The 23,753-nt window shown below is 67.3% G+C and carries 18 protein-coding genes; 10 read left to right on the top strand and 8 right to left on the bottom strand.

Annotated features, from left to right (window positions below):
• Positions 1-236: 236 nt before the first annotated feature.
• The 4 genes from LJ737_RS09730 to LJ737_RS09715 form a co-directional block, all read right to left on the bottom strand.
• Positions 237-2,300, bottom strand: a complete 2,064-nt coding sequence (locus LJ737_RS09730) for an alpha amylase C-terminal domain-containing protein (RefSeq protein ID WP_227765128.1) — start codon at positions 2,298-2,300, stop codon at positions 237-239.
• Positions 2,301-2,509: 209 nt separating this feature from the next.
• Positions 2,510-3,157, bottom strand: coding sequence for a DUF6134 family protein (locus LJ737_RS09725; RefSeq protein WP_227765126.1), 648 nt, complete (start codon positions 3,155-3,157; stop codon positions 2,510-2,512).
• Positions 3,158-3,223: 66 nt separating this feature from the next.
• Complete coding sequence (gene arsM / locus LJ737_RS09720; RefSeq protein ID WP_227765125.1) at positions 3,224-4,192, bottom strand: arsenosugar biosynthesis arsenite methyltransferase ArsM; 969 nt, start codon at positions 4,190-4,192, stop codon at positions 3,224-3,226.
• A gap of 118 nt (positions 4,193-4,310) precedes the next feature.
• The gene (locus tag LJ737_RS09715) at positions 4,311-5,123 is read right to left on the bottom strand and encodes a DUF547 domain-containing protein (RefSeq protein ID WP_227765123.1); all 813 of its coding nucleotides are present in this window, start codon (positions 5,121-5,123) and stop codon (positions 4,311-4,313) included.
• Positions 5,124-5,244: 121 nt separating this feature from the next.
• Between LJ737_RS09715 and LJ737_RS09710 the strand changes: the two genes are divergently transcribed.
• The 5 genes from LJ737_RS09710 to arsS all read left to right on the top strand — a co-directional run bounded on the left by LJ737_RS09710 (position 5,245) and on the right by arsS (position 10,068).
• Positions 5,245-6,339, top strand: a complete 1,095-nt coding sequence (locus LJ737_RS09710) for a BamA/TamA family outer membrane protein (RefSeq protein WP_227765120.1) — start codon at positions 5,245-5,247, stop codon at positions 6,337-6,339.
• Between the two features lie 11 nt (positions 6,340-6,350).
• The gene (locus tag LJ737_RS09705) at positions 6,351-7,043 is read left to right on the top strand and encodes a TIGR04283 family arsenosugar biosynthesis glycosyltransferase (protein WP_227765119.1); all 693 of its coding nucleotides are present in this window, start codon (positions 6,351-6,353) and stop codon (positions 7,041-7,043) included.
• Positions 7,043-8,050 (top strand): NAD-dependent epimerase/dehydratase family protein, encoded by a 1,008-nt coding sequence (locus LJ737_RS09700; RefSeq protein WP_227765117.1) that lies wholly within the window; start codon positions 7,043-7,045, stop codon positions 8,048-8,050. Before LJ737_RS09705 ends, LJ737_RS09700 begins: the two co-directional genes overlap by 1 nt.
• Complete coding sequence (locus LJ737_RS09695; RefSeq protein WP_227765115.1) at positions 8,043-8,894, top strand: SDR family oxidoreductase; 852 nt, start codon at positions 8,043-8,045, stop codon at positions 8,892-8,894. Before LJ737_RS09700 ends, LJ737_RS09695 begins: the two co-directional genes overlap by 8 nt.
• Before the next feature lie 127 nt (positions 8,895-9,021).
• On the top strand, positions 9,022-10,068 hold the full coding sequence (gene arsS / locus LJ737_RS09690; protein ID WP_227765267.1) for an arsenosugar biosynthesis radical SAM (seleno)protein ArsS: 1,047 nt from the start codon (positions 9,022-9,024) through the stop codon (positions 10,066-10,068).
• Between the two features lie 165 nt (positions 10,069-10,233).
• Here arsS and LJ737_RS09685 read toward each other — a convergent pair whose 3' ends face one another.
• The gene (locus LJ737_RS09685) at positions 10,234-12,336 is read right to left on the bottom strand and encodes an OmpA family protein (RefSeq protein WP_227765113.1); all 2,103 of its coding nucleotides are present in this window, start codon (positions 12,334-12,336) and stop codon (positions 10,234-10,236) included.
• A gap of 143 nt (positions 12,337-12,479) precedes the next feature.
• Here LJ737_RS09685 and ggt point away from each other — a divergent pair, with 143 nt between their 5' ends.
• A complete protein-coding gene (ggt, locus tag LJ737_RS09680; protein WP_227765111.1) occupies positions 12,480-14,300 on the top strand; it encodes a gamma-glutamyltransferase in 1,821 nt (606 codons plus the stop codon).
• A gap of 32 nt (positions 14,301-14,332) precedes the next feature.
• Here the strand turns inward: ggt and LJ737_RS09675 are convergent, their stop codons facing one another.
• The 3 genes from LJ737_RS09675 to LJ737_RS09665 all read right to left on the bottom strand — a co-directional run bounded on the left by LJ737_RS09675 (position 14,333) and on the right by LJ737_RS09665 (position 17,610).
• Complete coding sequence (locus tag LJ737_RS09675) at positions 14,333-14,887, bottom strand: YceI family protein (protein WP_227765109.1); 555 nt, start codon at positions 14,885-14,887, stop codon at positions 14,333-14,335.
• A gap of 590 nt (positions 14,888-15,477) precedes the next feature.
• Positions 15,478-16,710, bottom strand: coding sequence for a BamA/TamA family outer membrane protein (locus tag LJ737_RS09670; protein WP_227765107.1), 1,233 nt, complete (start codon positions 16,708-16,710; stop codon positions 15,478-15,480).
• A gap of 192 nt (positions 16,711-16,902) precedes the next feature.
• The gene (locus LJ737_RS09665; protein ID WP_227765105.1) at positions 16,903-17,610 is read right to left on the bottom strand and encodes a phage tail-like protein; all 708 of its coding nucleotides are present in this window, start codon (positions 17,608-17,610) and stop codon (positions 16,903-16,905) included.
• Between the two features lie 375 nt (positions 17,611-17,985).
• Here LJ737_RS09665 and LJ737_RS09660 point away from each other — a divergent pair, with 375 nt between their 5' ends.
• The 4 genes from LJ737_RS09660 to LJ737_RS09645 all read left to right on the top strand — a co-directional run bounded on the left by LJ737_RS09660 (position 17,986) and on the right by LJ737_RS09645 (position 23,525).
• Positions 17,986-21,087 (top strand): TIM-barrel domain-containing protein, encoded by a 3,102-nt coding sequence (locus LJ737_RS09660; RefSeq protein ID WP_227765103.1) that lies wholly within the window; start codon positions 17,986-17,988, stop codon positions 21,085-21,087.
• A 6-nt stretch (positions 21,088-21,093) separates the two neighbouring features.
• Positions 21,094-21,537, top strand: coding sequence for a hypothetical protein (locus LJ737_RS09655; RefSeq protein ID WP_227765101.1), 444 nt, complete (start codon positions 21,094-21,096; stop codon positions 21,535-21,537).
• Positions 21,538-21,549: 12 nt separating this feature from the next.
• Positions 21,550-22,005, top strand: a complete 456-nt coding sequence (locus LJ737_RS09650; protein ID WP_227765099.1) for a hypothetical protein — start codon at positions 21,550-21,552, stop codon at positions 22,003-22,005.
• Positions 22,006-22,403: 398 nt separating this feature from the next.
• Entirely contained in the window at positions 22,404-23,525 is a 1,122-nt protein-coding gene (locus LJ737_RS09645; protein WP_227765098.1) for an acyltransferase family protein, read from the top strand.
• Positions 23,526-23,753 lie beyond the last annotated feature (228 nt).

Genomic DNA, 23,753 nt, shown 5'->3' with positions numbered 1-23,753 from the left:
AGTCAGATGGCTCACCCCGTAGTCATTGCGAGCGAAGCGAAGTAATCTTTCCTCTAGTAGTAGCAACGACCCAAAACGCACCGCCCGAAACCGGTAACTCCGGTTTCGGGCGGTGCTGTTTTCGTTCTGACGGGCTTTCGGTTTCTGCCAGCTGCAGCGTCGTGCCGCGAGAGGAAGGATTGCCGCGCTTCGCTCGCAATGACTGCCAGGTGAACCGCTGCAGTCTGCAAGGCGCCTTACTTGCCGCGCTGCAGTACCTGGGCGGTGCGGCTGGGCAGGTACAGGCTCAGGAAAGGCGTGCCGTGCTCGTCGGGCTGGCTGAAGTGCTTCACGTCGGCGGCAATGCGGGCGTAGCCCCCGAATTCGGCCTGATCGGAACCCAGCAGCAGGGTGTAGCTACCGGGCTGACCGGCGAAGAAGCGGTAGTCGCTGAGGCTGCGCTCGGGGTGGAAGTTGAAGACGAACACGAGGCCCGCGCGCTCGAAGGCCAGCACCTTGTTGTCTTCGTCGGCGTGCAGCAGCCGGGTGGGCGCGGCCAGGAAGCGCGTGCGGCGCTCCAGTTGAATCATGGCCCGGTCGAAGAGCAGCCAGCTGTGGAAGTAGAGGTCGGGGTTGTCGGCCAGGCTCCACTGCCGGCGGGCGTAGTGGTGGCTCCAGTTGTTGCCCTCGCGCGGGAAGTCGACCCATTCGGGGTGGCCGAACTCGTTGCCGATGAAGTTCATGTAGGCCTCGCCGCCGGCCCCGAGGGTAACGAGGCGGATGAGCTTGTGCAGGGCCACGCCGCGGGCGGTAATCAGGTCGGCCTCCTGCAGGCGCGACATGCCCGAGTAGATGCGCCCGTCGAGCAGCCAGTGCGAGAGGGATTTGTCGCCGACCAGGGCCTGGTCGTGGCTTTCGGCGTAGGCCACGGTTTTTTCGCCGGCGCGGCGGTTGGTGAGCTGGTGCCAGAGCCCGCCCATGCTCCAATCTTCGTCGCGCTGGTGCTTGAGCGTCTTGATCCAGTAATCGGGCAAGCCCATGCCCAGGCGGTAGCCGAAGCCCAGGCCGCCTTCCTCCACGGGCCGCGCGAGGCCGGGCATGCCGCTCATGTCCTCGGCAATGAGCAGGGCCGATTTCTTGCACTCGCGCACCAAAGAAGTGGCCAGCTGCAGGTAGAGAATGGCGTCCTCGTCGGCCTCGGGCCCGAAGTACTGGGCGTAGTCGGTGAAGGCCGTGCCCTCGCCGTGGTGATGGTAGAGCATTGACGTGACCCCGTCGAAGCGGAAGCCGTCGAAGTGGAATTCTTCGAGCCAGTAGCGCAGGTTGCTCAGCAGAAACTGCTGCACCTCGGGCCGGCCGTAGTCGAACAAGAGCGAGTCCCAGCCCGGGTGCTGCCCGCGCGGACCTTCGTGGAAGTACAGGGCGCCCGAGCCGTCGAGGTTGCCCAGGCCCTCGGCCTCGTTTTTGACGCTGTGCGAGTGCACCATGTCCATCACCACGGCCAGGCCGCGGCGGTGCGCCTCGTTGATGAGGTACTTGAGGTCCTCGGGCGTGCCGAAGCGGGCCGAGGGCGCGAAAAAGTTGGCCACGTGGTAGCCGAAGGAACCGTAGTACGGGTGCTCGGCCACGGCCATGAGCTGCACCACGTTGTAGCCGTCGGCTTGGATGCGGGGCAGAATCTGGTCGGCAAACTCGCGCCAGGAACCCACGCGACCTTCTTCCAGGGCCATGCCCACGTGGGCCTCGTAGATGAGCGGCTCCTTGACGTAGTTGTTGATGCGGAACTGCTGGTCGGTCCACTGAAACGGCTGCTCGGGCCGCCAAATCTGAGCGCTGAAGTCCTTGGTATGCTCGTCCTGCACCACGCGGCGCACGGTGGCCGGCAGCCGGTCGCGCTGCCCGTTGGCGGCGTGCACGTGCAGCTTGTAGCGCGAGCCGGGCGTCAGGTTGGGGAAGGTCTGCTCCGACAAGAACACCTCCCACACGCCGTCGTCGCGGCGGGTGAGCGGGGTGTAGCTCCGGTCCCACTGGTTGAAGTCGCCGACGGCAAAGACGGCGTGGGCGGCCGGGGCCCATTCGCGCAGCCAGTAGCCGCGGCGGCGGGCGTCGTAGTGCAGGCCGAGCTGCTGGTGGCGGCAGGCGTATTTGGTCAGCGCCCCGGCCTGGGCCACGATTTCCGCCCGGCGGGCGTGAAACCGGTCGAGGCGGCGCTGGATGACGTCGGCGTAGGGGGCCAGCCAGGGGTCGTGCTGGACGAGCGGCAGGTGCGGCGTGGCGGCTTCTTCGGGCGTGGTCTGGGTATCGGCGGCGGCAGTTTCCATGGGCACGGGAAGCGTTTGGTTTCAGGCAAATGTAACCCGCGCCGGTAACTGATAACGCGGCCCGCTCCTACTGTCACTAGGGCCCGCCGCTGCGCAATCGATTTAACGCCTTGCCCCGGGCCTTTCTGTCCCGATCAGAAAAAATGCGGCGCGCCGCCGCCACAGGAGCGGGCAGTCATTTTCGCGGCGGGCACGGCCCGTTCCGGGCTCTACCGAGGCCTAGCTTGGGCGTCTGCGTCGGGAAGCCGCCGGATGACGAAGTTCTTCACCGGGTTCTTCTTGACGATGGTCGTGAGCTGCCCGTTGAGGTACTGGTAGTCGTCTTCGCGGCCGGCCCGGCGGGCGTGGTAGCCCCGGCCGGCGGCCGGGCTCAGGGTGAAATAGTCGCCGAAGTACTCGGCGTAAGCCCGCGGCTGCGCCGGGCCGGGCGGGCCGAAAAACAGGTCGGTGACGGTGTAAGTAATCGGCTGCCGCTCGGTGCTGCGGTAGTGGTGCTTGTACTGGTCGGCCACGATGTCGTAATGGTCGCCGCGCCACTCGGTGCGCGAGGCAAAGTTGCCCTGGTTGGTGTGCGCTTCCACCGTAGACAGCAGCAGCTGCCCGTTGCGCACCCGGTTCACCACCTTGTAGTAGACCACCAGGTGGTACACCAAGAAATTCACCTGCACGTCGCTGACCAGCGTGTACACCACGTCGGCCTGGTTCTGGGGCTGGCGGGTGGCCGTCATGGTGCCCACGCGCAGGCCGGCCACCTCGATGCCGTAGCGCCGCACCTCGGCGGGCGGCGGGCTTTGGGCCGGGGCGGGCGTGGCAGCCAGGCCCAGGCCGCCCCAGCACAGCAGGTCGGTCGGCTTCATGGCAAGAACGGACTCACCCCGCCGGCCCCGGCTCGGTAGAGCGGACCGGGGCCGGCGGGGCGCGGGCTAGCAGCAGCCGCCGCCGTCGTAGTGGTAGGTGGAGGGCGAAACGAAAATATCGTCGCGGCCGAGGGCGAGCAGGGCCTTGGCGGTTTTGTCGCACACGGCCAAAGGCTGGTTTTGCAGCAGCACGTGGCCTTTCTGGTCGTCGAAGAGTTCCTCGCCGCCGTAGTAAATGGCGGTGCGGCCGGTGAAGATGCAGGGGCCGTCGGCAGGCATGGGGTCCTTGATGGCGCACACCTCCACGCTCTCGATGTAAATCAGCTCGTCGGTGGCGTAGTGCTGGGGCGAGAGGACGCGGTAGGCGCGCCGAGCCCGCACTTCCACCGTGCCGAAGCCCACGGAGGTAATCAAATCTAGGTACTGCTGCAGGGGCAAAGAGCCGGTGAGGCACAAAGCCCGCAGGCGCTCATCGGCGCGCAGCTCCTCGCTCATGGGCTGCTCGCAGGTGGGGTCCGACATGACGAGGCGGCCGTGGGGCTTGAGCACGCGGTAGGTTTCCTGCAGGGCCCGCTTCAGGTCGTCGAGCTTGAAGATATTGAACAGGCAGTTTTGGGCGGCCACGTCCACGCTGGCGTCTTCCACCGGCAGGTGCAGGGCGTCGCCGGCGCGCAAATCCACGAATTCGCGGCGAAACCACTCGTTCTGCTCCTCGGCCGTGCGCATGTTCTGGCGCGAGGCCTCCAGCATTTCGGGCACCACGTCGACGCCGATGACGGCCCCGGAGCGGCGGCTGAAGTAGGCAAACTGCAGCAGCTCCATGCCGCCGCCCACCCCCACGTAGAGCACGGTGGGGCTGCCCGTCAGGTCACGCGGGTTCACGGTGCTGCCGCAGCCGTAGTTCATGGAGAGCATGCGCTGGGGAATGCTCAGGCCGGGCAGCTGCCACACGGGGTTGGTGGTGCAGCACAGGCCCACCTGGGGCTCCTGGGCCGCCTGGCGGTACACGTCGGCGGTGGTTTCTAAATAGCTCATCCGAAGAGGCGGGGGTATGAAAAGACAGTAGAAAATCAGGGTATGGGTCCGAGCCAGGGGCCGGCCAGCAGCAGCCGCTCCGCTCAGGTCAAGTGGCTTCGGGGCGCCGCGGCGGGACTTACTGGCGGTTCAAGTTCCAGTTGTAGTCCAGGTAGCTCACGCTGGCGTCGGCGTCCATCTTGGTGCTGGCGTAGCGGTTCACCCACTTGGCCACCGACTGCCCGTTTTTTTCCCAGTCGCCCTTGTACCAGTCGAAGTACTTGGAGAGCTGGGCCGCGGACTTGCCGACCTTGTTCTTGGCGGGGTTGTTCAGAAAGTCCCGGCCCTGGTCGTCGAGTTGCTGGTCGAGGCGGGCGGCGGTGTAGGCTTCGTTGCGCAGGCGCGGGCAGGAAATGGAGGCGCACACCAGGGCGAAGTGCACGCGCGGGTCGTCGTATTTCTTGCGCAGGATGCCGTGCTCGATGTTGTCGAGGCTCATTTTCTCGCCGCCGATGCTGAAGAACTTGGCCGCCCAGGGCGTGGTTACGAATGGGATTTTAATCTTCGAGCCAATGTCTTTGATGCTTTCCACCGGGTAGTGGTCGAGGATGAGGCGGATGGTGTAGGCGTTGTAGGCGTTGATCCAGTAAGCCATCTGCTCGGGCTTGCTCCAGCTGTCGGCCGGCGGGTTCTTGCTGAGCTGGGCCAGGTACTGATTGAATACCTTTTCGTCGGCCTTGAAGCCCTGGTAATCCACCAAGCCCTGGGCGTTGACGTGTTTTTTCAGCAGCCGGTCGTAGGCCGCGTGGTCGACGGGCGTGCTCACGGCCGGGGCGGCGTAGCCCGGGGTGGGCACGGGGTTGAGGCGGCCGCCGGCCAAGGCCAGGGCCGTCAGCGTGCCGGCAGTCAGGACCAGCGCGGCCAGCAGCAAAGTGGTGGTAAGGCGTTTCATCGAGCGGACATACGAAGGCAGCAAGCCAAAAAGATGTGGGGCCGGCAAACTTCCGGCGCCGGTAATTTCGTAGGCATCAACCCGGCGCGTACCGTAGAGGTTTTCCCGCGCCGCCCGCACCATGCTGCTGACCGCCGCGTTTCTGGGTTTTGCCGCCGCGGCCCCCGCCGACACCGCGCGGCCCCGGCGCCTGGCCCTGATTCCGCTGCCGCTGGTGTACTACACGCCCGAAACGCGCCTGGCCTACGGCGCGGCCGTCACGGCTACCCTGCGCTTCGCCCGCGACGCGGGCGACTCGCTGGCGCGGCCCTCGCAGCTTACGGTGGGCGCGGCCTACACCCAAAACCGCCAGCTGCTGCTCTACCTGCCCTTTCAGCTGTTCTACGACCACAACCGCTACTACGCCTACGGCGAGGCCGGCTACTACCGCTACACCTACTACTTTTTCGGCGCGGGCCCGCAGTCGGCGCCCCGCGAGCTGTACGGCGTCCATTTTCCCCGCGTGCGGCTCAATGCCTTCCGGCGGGTGTGGCCCCGGCTCGGACGGGGCCGGCTCTACGCCGGCCTGCGCTACCAATACGAGGATTACCGCCTGACCGCCACCGAGGCCGGCGGCCTGCTGGCCCGCGGCGCCGTGGCCGGCAGCCGGGGCAGCCGCCTCACGGGCGGGGGCCTCGGCATTTTCTACGACGCGCGCAACCGGGTGATTTACCCCCGCCGCGGGCTGGTGGCGGACATCACCCTTATGCCCCGGCAGCGGGCCGTGGGGGCCGGCCCGGGCGGGGCCACCACCCGGTTTAGCCGCTATGCCGCCGACGTGGCCAGCTACCATTCGCTGGGCCGGCGCGCCGTGCTGGCCCTGAACTACGTCGCCAGCTTTACCAGCGGCACGGCCCCGTTCAATGCCCTCTCGCTGCTGGGCGGCACCCGGCGCCTGCGCGGCTACTACGAGGGCCGCTACCGCGACCAGCACACCGCCCTGCTGCAGGCCGAGCTGCGCCTCGACGTGTACCGCCGCCTCGGGGCCGTGGCTTTCGGCGGCGTGGGCGCACTCGGCGACGACGCCCGGCTGCTGCGGCTCAACCAGCCCAAAACGGCCTACGGCGCGGGCCTGCGCTTCACCCTGAACCGCCGGGAGCACCTGAATTTGCGCGTCGACTACGGCCTGGGCCGCCACTCCAGCGGGCTGTATCTTACCGTCGGCGAAGCGTTTTAACTTCCTGCCCCATGCACATCAGCGTTATCATTCCCACCTACAACGAAGCCGCCCACATCGGGCAGCTGGTGCGCACGCTCCGGCAGCACGACCCGACCGGCGAGGTGGAAATCATCGTGGTGGACGCGGCCAGCCCAGATGGCACGGCCGAGGCGGCCCGGCAGGCGGGCGCCACCGTGCTGCCCGCGCCCCGGCCCGGCCGCGCCGCCCAGATGAACCACGGCGCCCAACACGCCCGCGGTGAACTGCTCTACTTCGTGCACGCCGACGTACGGGTGCACCCCGGCTACGTCACCACCATCCGCCGGGCCGTGCGCGACGGGTTTCCGGCCGGCTGCTACCGTTTCCGCTTCGACTCGCCCCACCCGTTGCTGCGCCTCAACAGCTACGGCACCCGCTTTCCGGGCTTGATGAGCCGCGGCGGCGACCAGACCCTGTTCATCACCCGCGCCCTGTTCGAGCAGCTCGGCGGCTTCGATGAGCACTACTGCATCATGGAGGACTTCGACATCATCCGGCGCATCCGGCGGGTAGCCCCGTTTTACATCGTGCCGCAGGACGTGCTCGTGTCGGCCCGCAAGTACGAAACCAACGGCTGGCTGCGGGTGCAGCTGGCCAACCTGACGGCCTTTTCCATGTTCTTCTTGAAGGTGCAGCCCCGGCGCATTGCCCGCACCTACCAGGCCCTGCTGAACTACCGCTGATGCTGCCGCTCGTCCTGGTTACCGGCGCCAACGGCTTTCTGGGCCGCCACCTCGTGCAGGAACTGCTCGGCCGCGGCTACCCGGTGCGGGCCCTGCTGCGGCCGGGCCAGGCCCAGCGCGGCCCGGGCCCGCTGCCGCCGCTGGCCGCGCTGCCCATCGAGTGCGCCGAGGGCGACCTGACGCAGCCGGCCAGCCTGCACGAGGCCGCTGCGGGCTGCGGCTACATCATCCACGCGGCGGCGCTGGCCCAGGTGAACCCGGCCCGCCACCCAGCCGTGTGGGCCACCAATTACGGCGGCACCGAGGCCGTGCTGGGCCTGGCCCGCCGGGCCGGGGTGCGGCGGCTGGTATACGTGGGCACGGCCATCGACTTCGCGTTTGGCACCCGGCAGCAGCCCGGCGACGAAACCCGCTCCTTCGCCGGCCCCCGCTACGGCCTCGACTACCAGGAAAGCAAGCTGGCCGCCGCCGCGCTGGTGCGCCGCGCCGCGGCCGAAGACGAGCTGCCCGCCGTGCTGGTGCACCCCACGTTCATGCTCGGCCCCCAGGACGCCAAGCCCACTTCCAACGCCCTGCTGCTGGCGCTGCGCCGCGGCGAGCTGCCCGCCTACCCCGCCGGCGGCAAAAACTACGTGCACGTGCGCGACGTGGCCGTGGCCACCGTCAACGCCCTTACCCAGGGCCGCCAGGGCGAATCCTACATCCTGGGTCACGAAAACCTGAGCTTCCGCGAGGCCTTTCACCTGATGGCCGGGGTGCTGGGCGTGGCGCCGCCGCGCTGGCCGCTGCCGCCGGCGCTGGCCACGCTCTACGGCCGCCTCTGCGAGTTGAAAACCCGCCTCACCGGCCGCCCGGCGGCGCTGAACGCGGCCATGGTTGCCGTGGCCAACGACGGGCATTACTTCACCGCCGCCAAGGCCCGCACCGAGCTGGCCCTGCCCCAAACGCCCATTGCCCAGGCCGTAGCCGACGCTGACGCCTGGTTTTCTGCCCACGGCTATGTCTGATCTACTTACCACGGCGCCAACCGCCGGCCGCCCCGGTCCGCTGGCCGGGCGCGTGGCCCTTGTCACCGGCTCCGAGTCGGGCATCGGGCGCGAGACGGCGCGGGTGCTGGGCGAGCTGGGCGCCGCCGTGGTGCTCAACGGCCGCTGCCCCGAGCGCCTGGCCCGCACCCAGGCGCTGCTCCGGGGCGAAGGGCTGCGCGTGACCGGCTGCGTGGCCGACGTGACCGACTACGCGGCCTGTGAACGGCTGGTGGCCGCGACGCTGGCGACGTTTGGCCGCCTCGACATTCTCATCACCAACGCCAGCATCTCGCAGCGGGCCTACTTCGCCGACATGCAGCCCGAGGTGTTCCGCCGGGTGCTCGACAGCAACGTGTACGGCTCGGTGTTTCCGCTCAAGGCCGCGCTGCCGCACCTGGTGGCCAGCCGCGGCAGCGTCACGTTCATCTCGTCGATTTCGGCGCTGAACGGCATGCCCTCGGGCTCGGCCTACTGCGCGGGCAAGGCGGCCCTGGCCAACCTGGCCCACACCCTGCGCCTGGAGCTGGCCGAGACGGGGGTGCACGTCGGGGTCGTGCACATCGGCTTCACCCAAAACGACCCCGACAAGCGCGTGCTCGACGCCCAGGGCCAGCCCGTGCCCATTGCCCACCGCCCCCCGCGCTGGCAGAAAACCCAGGCCGAGGTGGCCCGCATCATCGTGCGGCACGTGCAGCAGCGGCGGCAGCGCACGGTTATTTCGGCCCTGGGTAGGCTTATCGTGCTGGTGCACACGCTGCTGCCCGGCCTCGGCGACTGGGTGGTGCGGCGGAGTCTGCGCCGGCTGCGTAACTTGTACGAATAAGCAGCGCGCCCACATCTGCCAACCGGCCGGATTGCGTAGGTAGTAGCAGCCGGGAGCGGCCCACCGGCAGTTCCTATCGTGTACCTGCCAGTGCCGCGCCCCTGGCTGCAGCCTTTTTTTCTCCATGATCAAGTCCCTCAAAGCCACCGGCAGCCTGCTCGCCGACCCGGCCTACCAGCTCACCGTGCTCCGGCCCGACCAGGCCGAGGGCGCCCACCTGCCGCCCTTCGCCCACAAAATGCGCGAGGCCGGGCTGTTTCCGCTGCGGCCCCTGACCCCGGCGGTGCTGCAGGTAAACGTGGGCAAGATGTGCAACCAGGTGTGCAAGCACTGCCACGTCGACGCCGGGCCGGACCGCAAGGAAATCATGACCCGCGCGACCATGCAGCTCTGCTTGGATGCGCTGGCCCAAAGCGACATTCCGACGGTGGACCTGACGGGCGGGGCGCCCGAGATGAACCCGGATTTCCGCTGGTTTGTGGAGCAGATTCACGCTCTGGGCCGCCACATCATCGTGCGCTGCAACCTGACCATCATCGTGGCCAACAAGAAGTACCACGACCTGCCGGAGTTTTTCCGGGCGCACGGCGTGGAAGTGGTCAGCTCCCTGCCCTTCTACAACGCCAGCAAAACCGACCGGCAGCGCGGCGACGGGGTGTTTGAGGATTCCATCCGGGCCCTGAAAATGCTCAACGCCGTGGGCTACGGGCAGGAAGGCAGCGGCCTGACGCTGAACCTGGTGTATAACCCCGCCGGGGCGTTTATGCCGTCGTCGCAGGCCGGGCTGGAGCGGGACTTCAAACGGGCCCTGCTCAAGGACCACGGCATCGTGTTCAACCAGCTCTTCGCCATTACCAACATTCCCGTCAGCCGCTACCTCGATTACCTGATCGAATCGGGCAACTACGCGGGCTACATGGAAAAGCTGGTAACGGCCTTCAACCCCGGCGCCGCCGCCGGCGTTATGTGCCGCAGCACCGTTTCGGTGGGCTGGGACGGGCAACTCTACGACTGCGACTTCAACCAGATGCTCGACCTGACTGTGGCCAGCCCCGTGCGCCACATCCGCGACTTCGACGCGGCCCGGCTGGCCGAGCGCGCCGTGGTGGTCAACCAGCACTGCTACGGCTGCACGGCCGGCGCCGGCTCCAGCTGTGGCGGCACCACTGCGTAGGGGCTGTTTCGGTCCGAGTTACGAGCAGAACGTCATGTTGAGCTTGTCGAGACATCTCGCAGGCTGACGTTGGATGACGTGAGAACAGCGCCAAAAGGTCGTCATGCTGAGCGCAGTCGAAGCATGACGTTCTATTACTAAAAAGCCACAAGGCCGGTCCGCCTGCTACTCCAGCACCACCAGTTCGACGCGGCGGTTTTTGCGGCGGTTGTACTCGTTGTCGTTGGGCGCCACGGGTTTCGCGCCGCCGTAGCCGATGGTTTGCAGGCGTTCGGCCGCAATGCCCTGGGCCACCAGGTATTGCTGCACGTGCTGCACCCGCTCCTCGGAGAGCTTCACGTTCAGTTTCGGGTCACCCTGGTTGTCGGTGTGGCCTTCGAGGCGGATGCGCAGTTCGGGGTTGTCCTTGAGCACCTGCACCAGGCGGTCCAGTTCGGGGCGCGAGGTGGGCAGGATATCGGCCTTGCTTTGCTGGAAAAACAGGTTGTTCAGGGCCATGCGCTGCCCGGCCGAGAGAGGCGTCAGCGGCAGGTCGCGGCTGATTTCGCCGTACTGGGTGCTGGTCGTGAGGTCCAGCTCCTGCGTCATCGGCAGGTAGCCGGGGGCGGAGGCGCGCAGCTGGTAGCTGGCCCCGCCGGGCAACGTCAGCTGAAACTTACCGGCCGTAGCGGCCGTGGCCTGGCCGGCGGGCGTGTTTTTGGGCAGCAGCTCCACTTTGATGTCGGCTGCTACGGGGAGCGGCTGCCCGCTGCGGGCATCCACGGCGCGGCCGCGCAGCAGCACGGTGGCCTTGGGGCGCAGCGCGGGCGGCAGCGTCACGCGGAACAGGTCGTAGTCGCCCTGCTCGTTGCTGCCCACCAAGAAGGCGTAGTCGCCGGCGGCCGTCACCGAGAAGTAGCCGTCGTCCTGCAGGGTGTTGATGCCCGGGCCGAGGTTGAGCGGCTCGCTCCACTTGGTCCAGGTCTCGTCCAGCCGCGTCGAAACGAAAATATCGTCGCCGCCGAAGCCGGGGTGGCCGCCCGAGGCGAAGTACAGGGTCTTGCCGTCGGGGGCGAGGAAGGGCGCGTAGTCGTCGCCGGGCGTGTTGATGGTCGGGCCCAGGGGCTTGGGTTCGGTCCAGTCGCCGCGCGGGGTGAGGTGGCTCACGTACAGGTCGCATTTCTGCGGGTGGCTCGGGGCATCGAGGGCCAGCAGCATGGTGGTGCCGCCGGCGGCCAGGAAGTAGTCGGCGCGCTGGGCGGCGGGCGGCAGGGCGCGGAAGCGCACCGGCTCGGGCACGCCCCACTGCCCGTCGGGGCGGCGGCGGGCCAGGGAGGCGCCGCGCTCGGGCCGGCTGCGGCCGTCGGGGGCGTAGAGGTTCATGAGCAGGGCCGTGTTGCCGTCGGGCGTAATGCTTTCCACGGCGTTGTTGCCCTCGTTGTTGAGCGGGTGGCCGATGGCCTGCACCTCCGCGTAGCGGCCGTCGGGCTGGCGCTGGGCCACGAAGATGTCGAGGTTCTGGGCCTCGCCCTGCTGCACGTCGCGGGCGAAGTAGAGCTGCCGGCCGTCGGGGCTCACGCGGGGGTTGGTTTCGCGGGTGCGCGGCTCGTTGATGGCCGCGCCCAGGGCGGTGCGCTCCAGGGTCAGTGGCACGTCGGGGGCGAGGCGGATGCGGGCCACGTGCCAGGCGCGCAGGCGGTCGAGGCGCAGCTCGGTGGCGCGGCTGGCGTAGGGCCCCACGCCGGTGCCGAAGGTGCGGGCGGCCGACTGCGTCCACACTTCCTGGCCGTCGACGATATAGCTGGCCGCGCCGTTGTGCACCAGCACGCGCAGCACGTGGGCCGCGCCGGCCGCGGCCGCGGGCAGGGCCGCGGCGGGGTGTAGCTCCTCCCACTTGCCCTTCTGCCAGCGCCCGATGACCACGCTGCGCCCGTCGTTTTCGAGGGCGAAGACGTTGCCGTTGTCCTCGTCGGCGGCGGCCCAGTACAGGCCGCCGCGGCCCGCGCCGCGCTGCTGCACGGTGGCTTCCAAGGCATAATCGGCGGCGGTGTTCAGCGGCAGCTGCTGGTAGGTCAGGCTCACGGCCTGCTGGTTTTGCAAGCGGTAGGCGCCGCCTTCCAGGCTGAAGGTGCCGTTGTCGGTGCGGCCGGTGCGCCAGCCCTGGCGGTTGTCGTCGAAGGTGTCGTCGAGCAGCAGGTTGGGCGGCAGCGCCTGGCCCGCGCTGCCCGCGGCGGGCAGCCAGATCAGCGAAGCCAGAGCAAACAACGGCGGGCAGTAACGGTGGCGCATTTCCGGGGCAAATATCGAAGGCAGGAGCTGCCGCCGAGCGGCGCAGCCGTCCGCGGGCCGTTTTGTAGCACGCTGACAAGGCCGCATTGGCTTCTGCCGAAGTTCTACGACCAACAACACCGACGGCCGTATCTTGGCTGCATATGCTCCACCGTTCCCTGCTCCCGCTCGGGCTGATTGCGCTGCTCGGGCTGGCTCCGGCCTGCCAGCGCGCCGCGGCCCCGGCTGCCACCGTCACGTCCACTGCTTCTCCCCTGCCCCCGGCCGCCGCGCCCGTCACGGCCCGGCAGGCCATGGTCGTATCGGCCCACCCCGAGGCCACGCGCATCGGGCTGGTGGTGCTGCGCCGGGGCGGCAACGCCTACGACGCGGCCATTGCCGTGCAGTTTGCGCTGGCGGTGAGTTTGCCCGCGGCCGGCAACATCGGCGGCGGCGGCTTCGTGGTGTACCGCGGGGCCGATGGCGCGGTGGGGGCGCTGGACTTCCGGGAAACGGCCCCGGCCAAGGCCTCGCGGGATATGTACCTCGACCAGCAGGGCAACGTGGTGCCGGACCGGAGCACCCTGGGCCACCTGGCGGCGGGCGTGCCGGGCACGGTAGCCGGTATGTGGGCCCTGCATCAGAAGCTGGGCAAGCTGCCCTGGCGCGAGCTGGTGCAGCCGGCCGTGGAGCTGGCGGCCAAGGGCCTGGCGCTGACGCCCAGGGAAGCCGAGGGGCTGAACGGTACCACGTTCATCACCACGGAAGTGCAGACCGGCAGCCGCTACGAGCGCACTGACGTGTCGCCCACGCTGCACGCGGAAGTGAAAGTGCCCGAGTTTGGCACGCTGCCCAACGCGTACGTGCGCCCCGGCCGGCCCTGGCAGCCCGGCGACACCATTCGGCACCGCTTTCTGGCCGCCACGCTCGGCCGCATCCGCGACCAGGGCCGCGCCGGCTTCTATCAAGGCGAAACGGCCAAGTTGCTACTGGCCGAAATGCAGCGCGGCCACGGCCTGATCAGCCAGCAGGACCTCGACCAGTACCAGCCCCGGTGGCGGGAGCCGGTGCGCGGGCGCTACCGCCAGTACGAAGTCATCAGCATGCCCCCGCCTTCCTCGGGCGGCGTGGCCCTGCTGCAGCTCTTGCAGATGCTGGAGCCCTACGATTTGCGCAAGCTCGGCTGGCACTCCGCGGATGCCGTGCACCTCATCACCGAAGCCGAGCGGCGCGTGTACGCCGACCGCGCCACCTACCTCGGCGACCCGGACTTCGGCCGCGTGCCGGTGGCGCAGCTGCTAGCGCCCGATTACCTGAAGCAGCGCATGGCGGGCGTCACGCCGGCTAGCGGAGCCACCCCCTCAGCCCAGGTGGCGGCCGGCGCCGGGCTGCCGGGCTACGAGTCGGACCAGACCACGCACTACAGCATCGTGGACGCTGCGGGCAACGCGGTGAGCTGCACCACCACGCTCAACGGGGCCTACGGCTCGAAAGTGGTGGTGGCCGGAGCAGGCTTTCTGCTGAACAATGAAATGGACGACTTCTCGGCCAAGCCCGGCGTGCCCAACTCCTACGGCGTGACCGGCGGCACGGCCAACGCCATCCAGCCCGGCAAGCGTATGCTCTCCTCGATGACGCCGACCATCATCACGGAGAAAGGCCAGCTGCGGCTGGTGGTGGGCACACCCGGCGGCAGCACCATCATCACCTCGGTGCTGCAGGCCACGCTGAACGTGCTCGACTACGGCCAAGACCCGCAGCAGGCCGTGGCCGCCCCGCGCCTGCACCACCAGTGGCTGCCCGACTACATCGACGTGGAAGCCGGGGCCCTCGCGCCCGCCGCCGAAGCCGAGCTGACGCGCCGGGGCTACAAGCTAAACCCACGCGGCCGCTGGGGCCGCATCGACGCCATCGAGCGGCTGCCTGACGGCACCCTGCGCGGCGGCGCCGACCCGCGCGGCGACGACACGGCGGCGGGCTACTAGCCCGGTGTCCGCCGCGCGGGTCGGCGGGCGGCTTACTGGCCCAGGCAGTTGGCCGCCACGTTCACTTCCACCGTTTTGGCAATGTGGTCCCGCACCAAGGCAGGAATTTCGATGTGGTAATCGGCGGGCTGCACGCTGAAGCGCGCATTGAGCAGCAGGCGCGTACCCTGCTGCTCGAGGGTGCCGGGTACCCGCACGCGGTGGGTCACGCCGTGGATGGTTAGGTTGCCTTCCACCTGCACGGCGTGCGGGCCGGCGGCCGCGAGCAGGGCGGGATTCCAGCCCAGCACCGCGCCGGTAAACGTGGCTTTGGGGTATTTCTCCGATTCGAGGTAGTTTTCGTTGAAGTGCTCCTGCATCAGCCCGTTGCGAAACGCAAAGGAGCGGATGGGCACGCTGAAGGCCAGGCGCCCAGTCGCGGCGTCGACCACGGCGCTGGCCTGGGTGCTCTTGGCGGCAATGTCTTCGATGGGCGTGGAGGAAAAAAAGCTGATGGTGCCCGCCTGGGTCTGAAACTTGGTTTGGGCCTGGGCCGCCGCGCCCGTCAGGCCCAGCAGCACGAGCAGCAGCCGCGTGAGGTTTTTCATGTTGGGGTAGAGAGGAAACAAGGCCCGCGTTGTTGCTACGCCGGAGCCCGCAGGCCTAGGCACAGCAGCAGCGGCCGGGCACCGTGCGCCCGGAAACAGCCGTGAACGGAAAGGGGAGCCGCCCACCGGTGCGCCGGTCGGCCGCCAGAAAGCCGCCCCGGTGCACTCGGGACAACAGGCAAGCTGCCAGGTGCCGCTGCCGGCGCACCTCACCGAACTGGCCAAGGCCAGTGGCTTCGCCGGAGCCGCCACCCCGGGCCGAACCGGCAGCACGCCAGCCCGAAATTGCGGCTCCCGCAAGCAACTTTGTCTCCGTACTCGCCAGGGCGGCCGGCGGGGTTGCCTGCGGCCGTCGCATTTTCTACTGCGCCGGCTGAATGCAAAGCAAACAAGCACATTAACTGCGCAGGCCACCCAGGGTCAGCGAACAGTAACCCCCAAAACCAACCCGAGGCTTCTAGGCCGCCCGGCTCGTTCGGGCTTCCGCTTGTCGAAGCCCCGCTGCCGCATGATGCTGACGACGGGAATTGCCATAAGTAGCGCGGCTCCGGCTGCGCCTGGCAGGCCGTTCCGGGTGCTTACTGCCCAGGTTAAAACACCTCCCCGAAGTTGAACCACAGCCCGCGGGAGCCCTGCCGGCCGATGCCGTAGTCCACGGTAAGATTGGTGCGGGAGAGCTTGTTCATGTTCAGGCGCAGGCCCACGCCGCCGGCCGGCGCCACCTGCTCGAAGCGGTGCCCGCCGGGCTCCGAGGCGCTCTGGGCGTTGACGAACACCACCCCGCCGAGCAGGCGGTTGCGGGTGATGCCAAAACGGTACTCGGCCTCGGTATAGAGCAGGCCCTGCCCCCGGAAGCGCCCCTGGATGTAGCCGCGGCCGGTGTTGTTGTACATATCCCAGCCGGTGCTCGGCAGGTCGAGGTAGGGCGCGCCGTTGCCGAACACGAAGGCGTTGTACGACCACAGCGCCAGCACATTGCGCGAACCTTCGCGCAGGCGCAGGTACTTGCGCACATCCACCAGCAGGGACTGGTAGGCGGCGTCGCTGCCGAGCTGGCGGAAGTTGGGGCGTAGCTGCAGGCTGAGGTAGCTGCCGCCGGCCGGCGGGTTGATGGCGTTGCCGCGCGAGTCGTAGAGAGCCGTCAGGGCCAGGCCCGACGACACGGAACGGCCCCGCACCCCGCGCCGGTACTCCGACACGCTGCTGACCGGCTGCTCGTTGCGCGCGCTGCGGATGTCCCAGTGGTAATCGAGCTGGTAGCCCAGGCCGGCGTAGAGGTTGGGGCGCAGCTGCCGCAGCACGCTCTGGTAGATGCGCAGGTAGTCGTAGTTCATCTGCACGGCATCGGCGGGGCGGTTGTGCATGCCCAGGCCGTAGGTGGCCTGCGGGTAGCGCATCAGGCGCCAGTCGCCCACCAGGTTGTAGCGGTTGCCGGTGGTCCAGATGGAGGGCGTCGCGTTCAGAATCAGCTGCCGGTTCTGGGTGTAGGTCAGCGCCGCCACCAGGCTCGACATATTGGCGTCTTCTTCCCGGAAGGCCGTGCTGCTGGTCAGCTGCACCAGCCCGCGCGTCGTGAGCGAGTAGCTCACCACGGGCAGCACCACGATGTACTTGTGGCCGGGCGCGGGCGGGGTGGTGTCGCGGGCGGGAATGAGGCGCGGAAAGGCGCGCCGCAGCACATCGGGCAGGTCGGTTTCGGGCGGCGTGGGCCGGTGCAGGCTGTCGGGCACCACCAGCCGCTCGGCCTCGGTGGACTGTGCAGCGGCCGGGGCGCCGGCCAGCAGGCCCGCGCTCATCAGCCCCCACCACTGGAAAATTCGCATAAACGCTCGGTCTTCGGGCGGCCCCGCGGGGCTCGTCAGCTTGGTAGGACAGCCAGCTCGGGCAAAAGGTTTAGGCCGGCGGGCCGAAGTTTTACGTCCCGGCGACGCCTTCCGGTCGGGCGGGCCAGCGGCGGCGCGGCCGAGCAGCCCCAGTTCAGGCCCTTGCCGCGGCCGTCGGGGCGGCCTGCTGGGCTAGTGCAGCGGCACCCACTGCAGCGGCAGGTAGCTGACGGTAAACGCCAGATCCAGGGCGGCGCTTGGGGTGGCGCCCGAGTAGAACGTCCCCCCGGCATACGGATTTGCCCCGGCAATCATGGGCTGCAGCGCGGCGTTGGCGTACTGCAAGGCCACGGTGTACTGCTGCCCCGCCGTCAGCATTACGCTATTGGCCGGGAGCGTGAACGTGACCAACCGCGGGCTGCTCCCGAGCAAAATCACCTCTTGCGTCTGCGTCAGCAGGGGCACGCTGGCGGTGCCGGCGCCGGCGTACACGCTCCAGGTCACCGTCTCCACCAGGGTCGACGAGCTGCCGTTGGAGAAATACACGCCGATTTCGCTCAGCCCGCCACTGGCCGGCGCGGTGAAGCTCTGCCCAGGCGTGATGGAGGCCAAGCCAATGTTCTGCACCGGCTGGCCAAAGCTGCTGGGGCTGGTGCCGAGGCCGTAGCCGTAGAACTTGTTGAGGGTGGTGTTGTAAATCAGCAGCCCCGGCACGGGGGCGGCCAGGGCGTTCATCTGGGCGGTGCTCAGGCGCGGCAGCAACAAGCCTTTGCTGGTGCTGCTCACTTCCAGGGCGGCCGAACTGGCCGGGGCCGTCGTGCCGATGCCGACGGATTGGGCGTGAGCCGCCAGCGGGGCGCCCAGGCTAAGGCCGAGCAGGCAGTACAGGTAGTGCTTCATAGCCGCAGATTAACAATCGAATCCTGCGAAACTATAAAAATGTCCTACTTCCTGCCAGCTCCGCTGCCGTCACGCCCCGTCCTGCCGCGCTTCCGGGCCGGGCAGCCGCCCGATCAGAGCGTGGGGGTTGTCACTGAAAACGCCGTTAGTCGGTCCGGTCGAGCGAAGGCTATACCCTTTCGCGCGCTGATGACCGGTAGTACTTCCACTGCTCGGCGGAGCGGAAACTTCGCTCAGACTCCGCCTGACCGCCGCCTAACCTCTCCAGCCCGCGCTTAGGGGTGCGTTCTAAGCGACGCAGCCGCTCTGGAAACCGGGCGCCGCGGCCGTGGCCAAACCCCTATTTTGCGGCGCTACCGCTCCCCTGCCCCGCCGATGCCCGCTTTCGTCCGCCACCTGCTGCCCCTGTGCCTGGGGCTTTCCGCCCTCGCCCGGCCCGCCCTGGCCCAGCGCGAAGGCGGCGGTCCGCCCGGCCAAGACCCGTTTGGCCGGCCGGAAACGCCCGCGCCGGTGCGCGCCCTCGGCCGCTACCGCAGCCACTTGTACCAGCGCGGCATCCTCACCATCCGCAGCACGGAGGGCGGCACCCTGCGCGTGCGCCCCTGGGCCGCGGGCGTGGTGCGGGTGGAGTTTTACCCCGCCGGCCAGCCCCTGCGGCCCGATTCCTCGCTGAGCGTGGTGCAGGCGCCCCAGGCAGCTTCGCACAATTGCCGGCCGGGCTGCGACGGACCGGCGCCGGAGGCTGCGCTGGCCCGGTACGGGCCGGATGTCTGCGCCGGGGTATTCGACACCCCCGCGGCCCTCGAACTGCACCACGACTGTTACACCGTCGTCATCCAGAAAAACCCGTTGCGCGTCAGCTACCAGCGCGCCGACGGCGAAACGGTGGCCGCCGAGGCCGGCGGCGCGTTCGAGCAGCTCAGCGGGGCGGGCGGCACCGGCGTCTCGTTTCGGCTGCAGCCCGCCGAGCACCTTTACGGCACCGGTTCCCGGGCCCTGCCGCTGGACCGCCGCGGGCGCCGCCTCACGCTCTACAACGAAGCCCACTACGGCTACCAGAACGGCGAACCGACACTGAACGTGACCCTGCCCACGGTGCTCAGCAGCCGGGGCTACCTGCTCTTTTTCGACCACCACACGGCCGGCACCCTCGACCTGGGCGCCACCAACAAGAACGTGCTCGAATACCGCGGCGAGGGGCTGACCACGCTGGGCTATTTCATCGTGGCCGGCGACTCCTACGCCGAAATCCTGAGCCGCTACACCGCCCTCACCGGCCGCCAGCCCCTGCCCCCGCGCTGGGGCCTAGGCTTGATTCAGAGCCGCTTCGGGTATAAGTCGGAGCAGGAAATGTACCAGGTGGCCCGCCGCATGCGCCAGGCCGGCTTTCCGCTCGACGCGCTTGTGCTCGACCTCTACTGGTTTGGCGGCACCCGGCAGCAGGGCGACTTTCGCTGGGAGCCCGTGGGCTTTCCTAATCCCCGGCGCCTGACGCGCCGCCTCGATTCGCTCGGCATCAAAACCGTGCTGATTTCGGAGCCCTACGTGATGCGCGCCTCCCGCCACGACGCACTGGTGCGCCGCCAGGGGCTGGTCGGGCGCGACGCCCAGGGCCGGCCCTACACCGTGGAATCCTTCTGGGCCGGGCCCGCCACCTTGCTGGATATGTACCGCCCCGCCGCCCGCCAGTGGCTGTGGCAGCAGTACGACCGGCTGAAGCAGGACGGCGTGCAGGGCTGGTGGACGGACCTCGGCGAGCCGGAAAACCAGCCCGCCGACATGGTGTACGACGCGGGCCCCACGCGCCGCATTCACAACGGTTACGGGCAGATGTGGGCCAGCATCCTGAGCGAAGGCTACCAGCGCCAGTACCCCGCGGAGCGCCTCTTCAACCTCGCCCGCTCGGGCTGGGCCGGCATGCAGCGCCACAGCGTTTTCCCCTGGTCGGGCGACGTGAGCCGCTCCTGGGCCGGGCTGCAGGCGCAGGTGCCCATCATGCTCAGCATGGGCCTGGGCGGCGTGGGCTACATGCACTCCGATGCCGGCGGCTTTGCCCAGGGCATTGCCGACCCCGAGCTATATACCCGCTGGCTGCAGCTGGCGGCGCTGGGCCCGGTGCTGCGCCCCCACGGCGGCGGCGACATTGCCCCCGAGCCCTACTGGTGGCCGCCCGCCACGCAGGAGCGGGTGCGCGCGGCCGTGCGCCTGCGCTACCAGCTGCTGCCCTACCTCTATTCCCTGGCCTGGGAAAACAGCCAGACGGGCACGCCCCTTACCCGGCCCATGAACTTCGGCCTCACGGCGGTGCAGGCCGAGGCCGAGCAGGGCCTATCGGCCGAGGAGCTGGCGGCGGGTCTGGCCGATGCCTGGCAGGAAACGGGCAATTGGCAGGCCGACACGGCGGCCAAGCGCGCCGAAGCCCACCCCGACGCCGACCGCGCCCGTCAGCCCGCCGCACCCACCTGGAACTGGAACACCACCGCCTCCAGCGCCTGGGGGGCCGAGAAGCTGCGGGCCAACAAGCACCAGGCCTTCTTGCGCGACAACGCCCCGGCGCTGACCGACGTCAACGACCAGTTTTTCCTCGGGCCCAACCTGCTGGTGGCGCCGGTGCTGCAGCCCGGGCAGCGCCGCCGCAACGTGGTGCTGCCCGCCGGCTCTTGGATTGACTTCCACTCCCACGAAACCCTGCCCGGCGGCCAGACGGTGGGCCGCCCCGCCCCGCTGGCCCAGCTGCCCCTGTTGGTGCGCGCCGGGGCCTTCGTGCCGCTGACGCGCTCCCGGCCGAGCACCGCCGCGTACCGCGCCGACACCCTGCTCGTGCAGTACTTCGCCGACCCCGGCGCCGGCACCACCTCCTTCACCGTGTACGACGATGACGGCCGCACGGCCTCGCCCGCGGCCTTTCAGCTGCTGACCCTGCAGGGAGTCGTGGTCGGTTCGCAGGCCCGCCTTACGGCTACCCGCGGCGGCGCCGCGCAGCCGGAGCGGCAAGTCCTTGAGTTGTTGCTGCCGCGGGTGGCGGCCCCGCCCACGGCCGTGCTGTTGGCCGGCCACCCCCTGCCCGCCAGCGACTGGCAATACGACGCCCCTGCCCGCGCTTTGCGCCTGCGCGTTGCGCTGACTGCTGCCGCCGACCGCGCCAGCCTGACGGTGCAGGGCCTGCGCCTCGACACCACGCCCGCCCGCCACGCCGACCCCGACGCGCTGACGCTGGAAGCCCCCACCGACCGCCTCGTCCGCGGCCGCACTACGCTGCGCTACACCGTGCACCAACTCACCGACGCGCCCGCCCTGCGCCTCGTCGACAGCCGGGGCCGCACGGTGCGCACCTTCGCCACCGACGGCACGGCCGGGACTCATGCCCTGCCATGGGACGCCCGCGACGCGCAGAACCGGCCTTTGCCCGGCGGCGTGTACTGGGCCGAGCTGGCCGGGCAGCGGCAGCGCCTGGTGGTGCTGCCTGACCAGCCCTGAGCCGCCATGCAGCAGCTGTTCGACGACATCGTGCGGGTGTTCGTGGCTACCTGCCGCGCTACGGGCCTGAGCTACCCGGAGCTCAACATCCTGGTGTACTGCCTGCTCACGCCCCTGAGCTGGCTGCTGGTGCTGGCCCTGCGCCGTCCGCGCCTCGGTGGTCCGTTGGTGCTGGGCGCCGCCCTGCTGGTCGGCGCGCTGACGATGGCGCGCCGCCGCTTTGCACCCCTCAGCCGCTGGTTTTACGACTACAACATCCGGGTGCTGGAGCTAGCTGGGCGCTACACCGGCTTGGGCTACGTGAAGGTGTCGCTGCTGGTGGGCGTGGTGGTGCCCGCCGTGGCCCTGTTGCTGTTGCTGCTGGTGCCGCGCCGGGCGGTGCTGCCGTTGGCCGCGGCGTTTGCGGTCCTGTTGCTGCTGTATTTCGTAGTGGGCTGGTTCGCGCTCTGAAATGCTCCGCCCGTGAAACGCAAACTCCGCGAATGGCTGCGCCGCTACTTGCCGGCCGAAATTCTCTCGCTGCTGGCCACCCTGGCCGGGGCTGCGCTGGCCCTGTGGCTGACGAGCAGCCGCGTAACGGCGGCGCTGGTGGGCACTTGGGCCGGCAACGTGTTTTACTTCGGTACCATCCTGCTCACCGACATGCACCGGGCCCGCCGGCAGCGCCGCGCCGCCGGCCTCGCCTACGGCTGGCCCACTTTCGGCCGCAACGTCCGCGCCCTGCTGGTAGAGTTCGGCCTGGCCGAGCTAGCCGACTCCTTCGTTATCCGGCCGGCCCTGATGTACTACCTGCCGCTGTGGCTGGGCCACTTTGCCGGGGGCGTGCTGCTGGCCAAGCTGCTGGCCGATGTGACCTTCTACATCCCGGCCATTCTGAGCTACGAGCTGAGCAAAAAGCGCCTGCGCGACTTTCGCTAGCGCGGCGGGCAGCCCTGCCAATACCTAGATGGAACAGCCCTATCAGGCCCAACAACGATGTCCGCTCGCATATACTGCGTGGCTAACCAATGTTCTTGTATGCACTCAAATCGTATTGGAAACCTCAAGCTTAAGTCATGCATTGACAGCACCCAGCATGCCGGGCGAAATGGCTTGTCAAATACCAGACACGTGCTTAAGTAGCCAAGGCGCAGTTATTGCAGGTTATTTAATGTAATATTTTATATGTTAAATTTAAACTTTACACAATAAATAACAATTTTACAGTGATTTATTTGGATATTTACCATGGAAATACTGGACTGCACCCGCGCTTGGTCAAGAATTGCCGTAATTAGCAAGTTCTTAACGATTAATTCACTTTCAGGATAACCGGTTTGTCTCCTGTTGTATCTCCTCCCTCAACAACTGGTTCTGCACGTCAGGTTGTTAGTAATTACTTGCCGGCGCTAACCGGCGTACGGGCCATTGCGGCCTTTTTGGTATACCTGCACCACTCAAATACGCTTGAAGCTGGGCAAGGCATAACTGGCTTTCTGCACGATGTGCTCCTAGAATTGCATGTAGGAGTACCGTTCTTTTTTGTATTGAGCGGATTTTTAATAACGCTACGGTACTATGGAACGCAGCGCTGGAATGCGCGTTGGTGGAAAAACTACATGCGCAATCGGATGGCGCGCATCTATCCGATGTTTTTTCTATTGACTACTTTAACCTTTGCCGTCGAGTTTTTACACAAAGGGCTAGGTGTATTGAGTACGTGGCTAGTAAATATCACTTTTTTACGCGGCTTTTTCGATGATTACAAGTACACCGGGGTGATGCAGGGCTGGACGCTACCGGTGGAGGAATGTTTTTACCTTTTTGCGCCAATAGCATTTGCTATACTCCACCGTCGGCCTCGGCTGTTGTGGGTATTGCCTTTGGGACTGATTGGTTTTGGCTGCTTGCTGGTTGCTGTATTAGCGCCACTACATTTTCATGGGCTTTTTGGCAATTTCAAGTTCATGATACTTTACACTTTTTTTGGCCGAGCTATTGAATTTTTTACGGGAATTCAGTTGGCAATATGGTATCGACGCGGGCTGTTACGTCCCAAACGTGGCCTCCTTACCCTAGCGGGCACGGTAGCCTTGTTGGCGCTTATCGTGTTAATGATCTTGGTACGCGGCCCCCACACGTATGGCTTAGTATCGCCTATGAGCATTTTCGTCAACAATGTAATACTCCCGCTTGGAGTGGCGCTGTGGTATGCCGGTTTGCTAACGGAAAACACGTGGCTGCGCACGTTACTAAGCACTCGTCTGTTCCAATTACTGGGCAAGAGCTCTTACGTGTTTTACTTGATACACATGGGACTATTGCAATACTTGATCAATCGGTACATTACCACTAGCATACCAGTGCAGTTCGTACTACTCAACCTATTAGCCATTGGATTATATTATTCGATAGAACAACCACTAAACAAAATATTTAGAGCGCCTTCCAATAAATAATATTTAATAAAAACATCACAAAAAGTAGCTTATTTTTTGAATAGCTATACTGACAGCAGCTATAGACAGTATGCACAGCGGTAACGGCGAGTGGGCTCCGGGCCCTCACAAATCACAAACTCAGCCGAGCTTGTGCCCTTCTATTCATTTAATTACGGGCTAGAAACCGGCCTTCGCCATCACGGCAATTCGATTCCGCCACGCCGAGGCAGTGCGGGTGGGATTGTG

Source organism: Hymenobacter sp. 15J16-1T3B, from assembly GCF_020711235.1.
Lineage (GTDB): Bacteria > Bacteroidota > Bacteroidia > Cytophagales > Hymenobacteraceae > Solirubrum.
The sequence above is the reverse complement of the archived record's forward strand: the minus strand, read 5'-3'. Positions and strand labels throughout refer to the sequence as shown.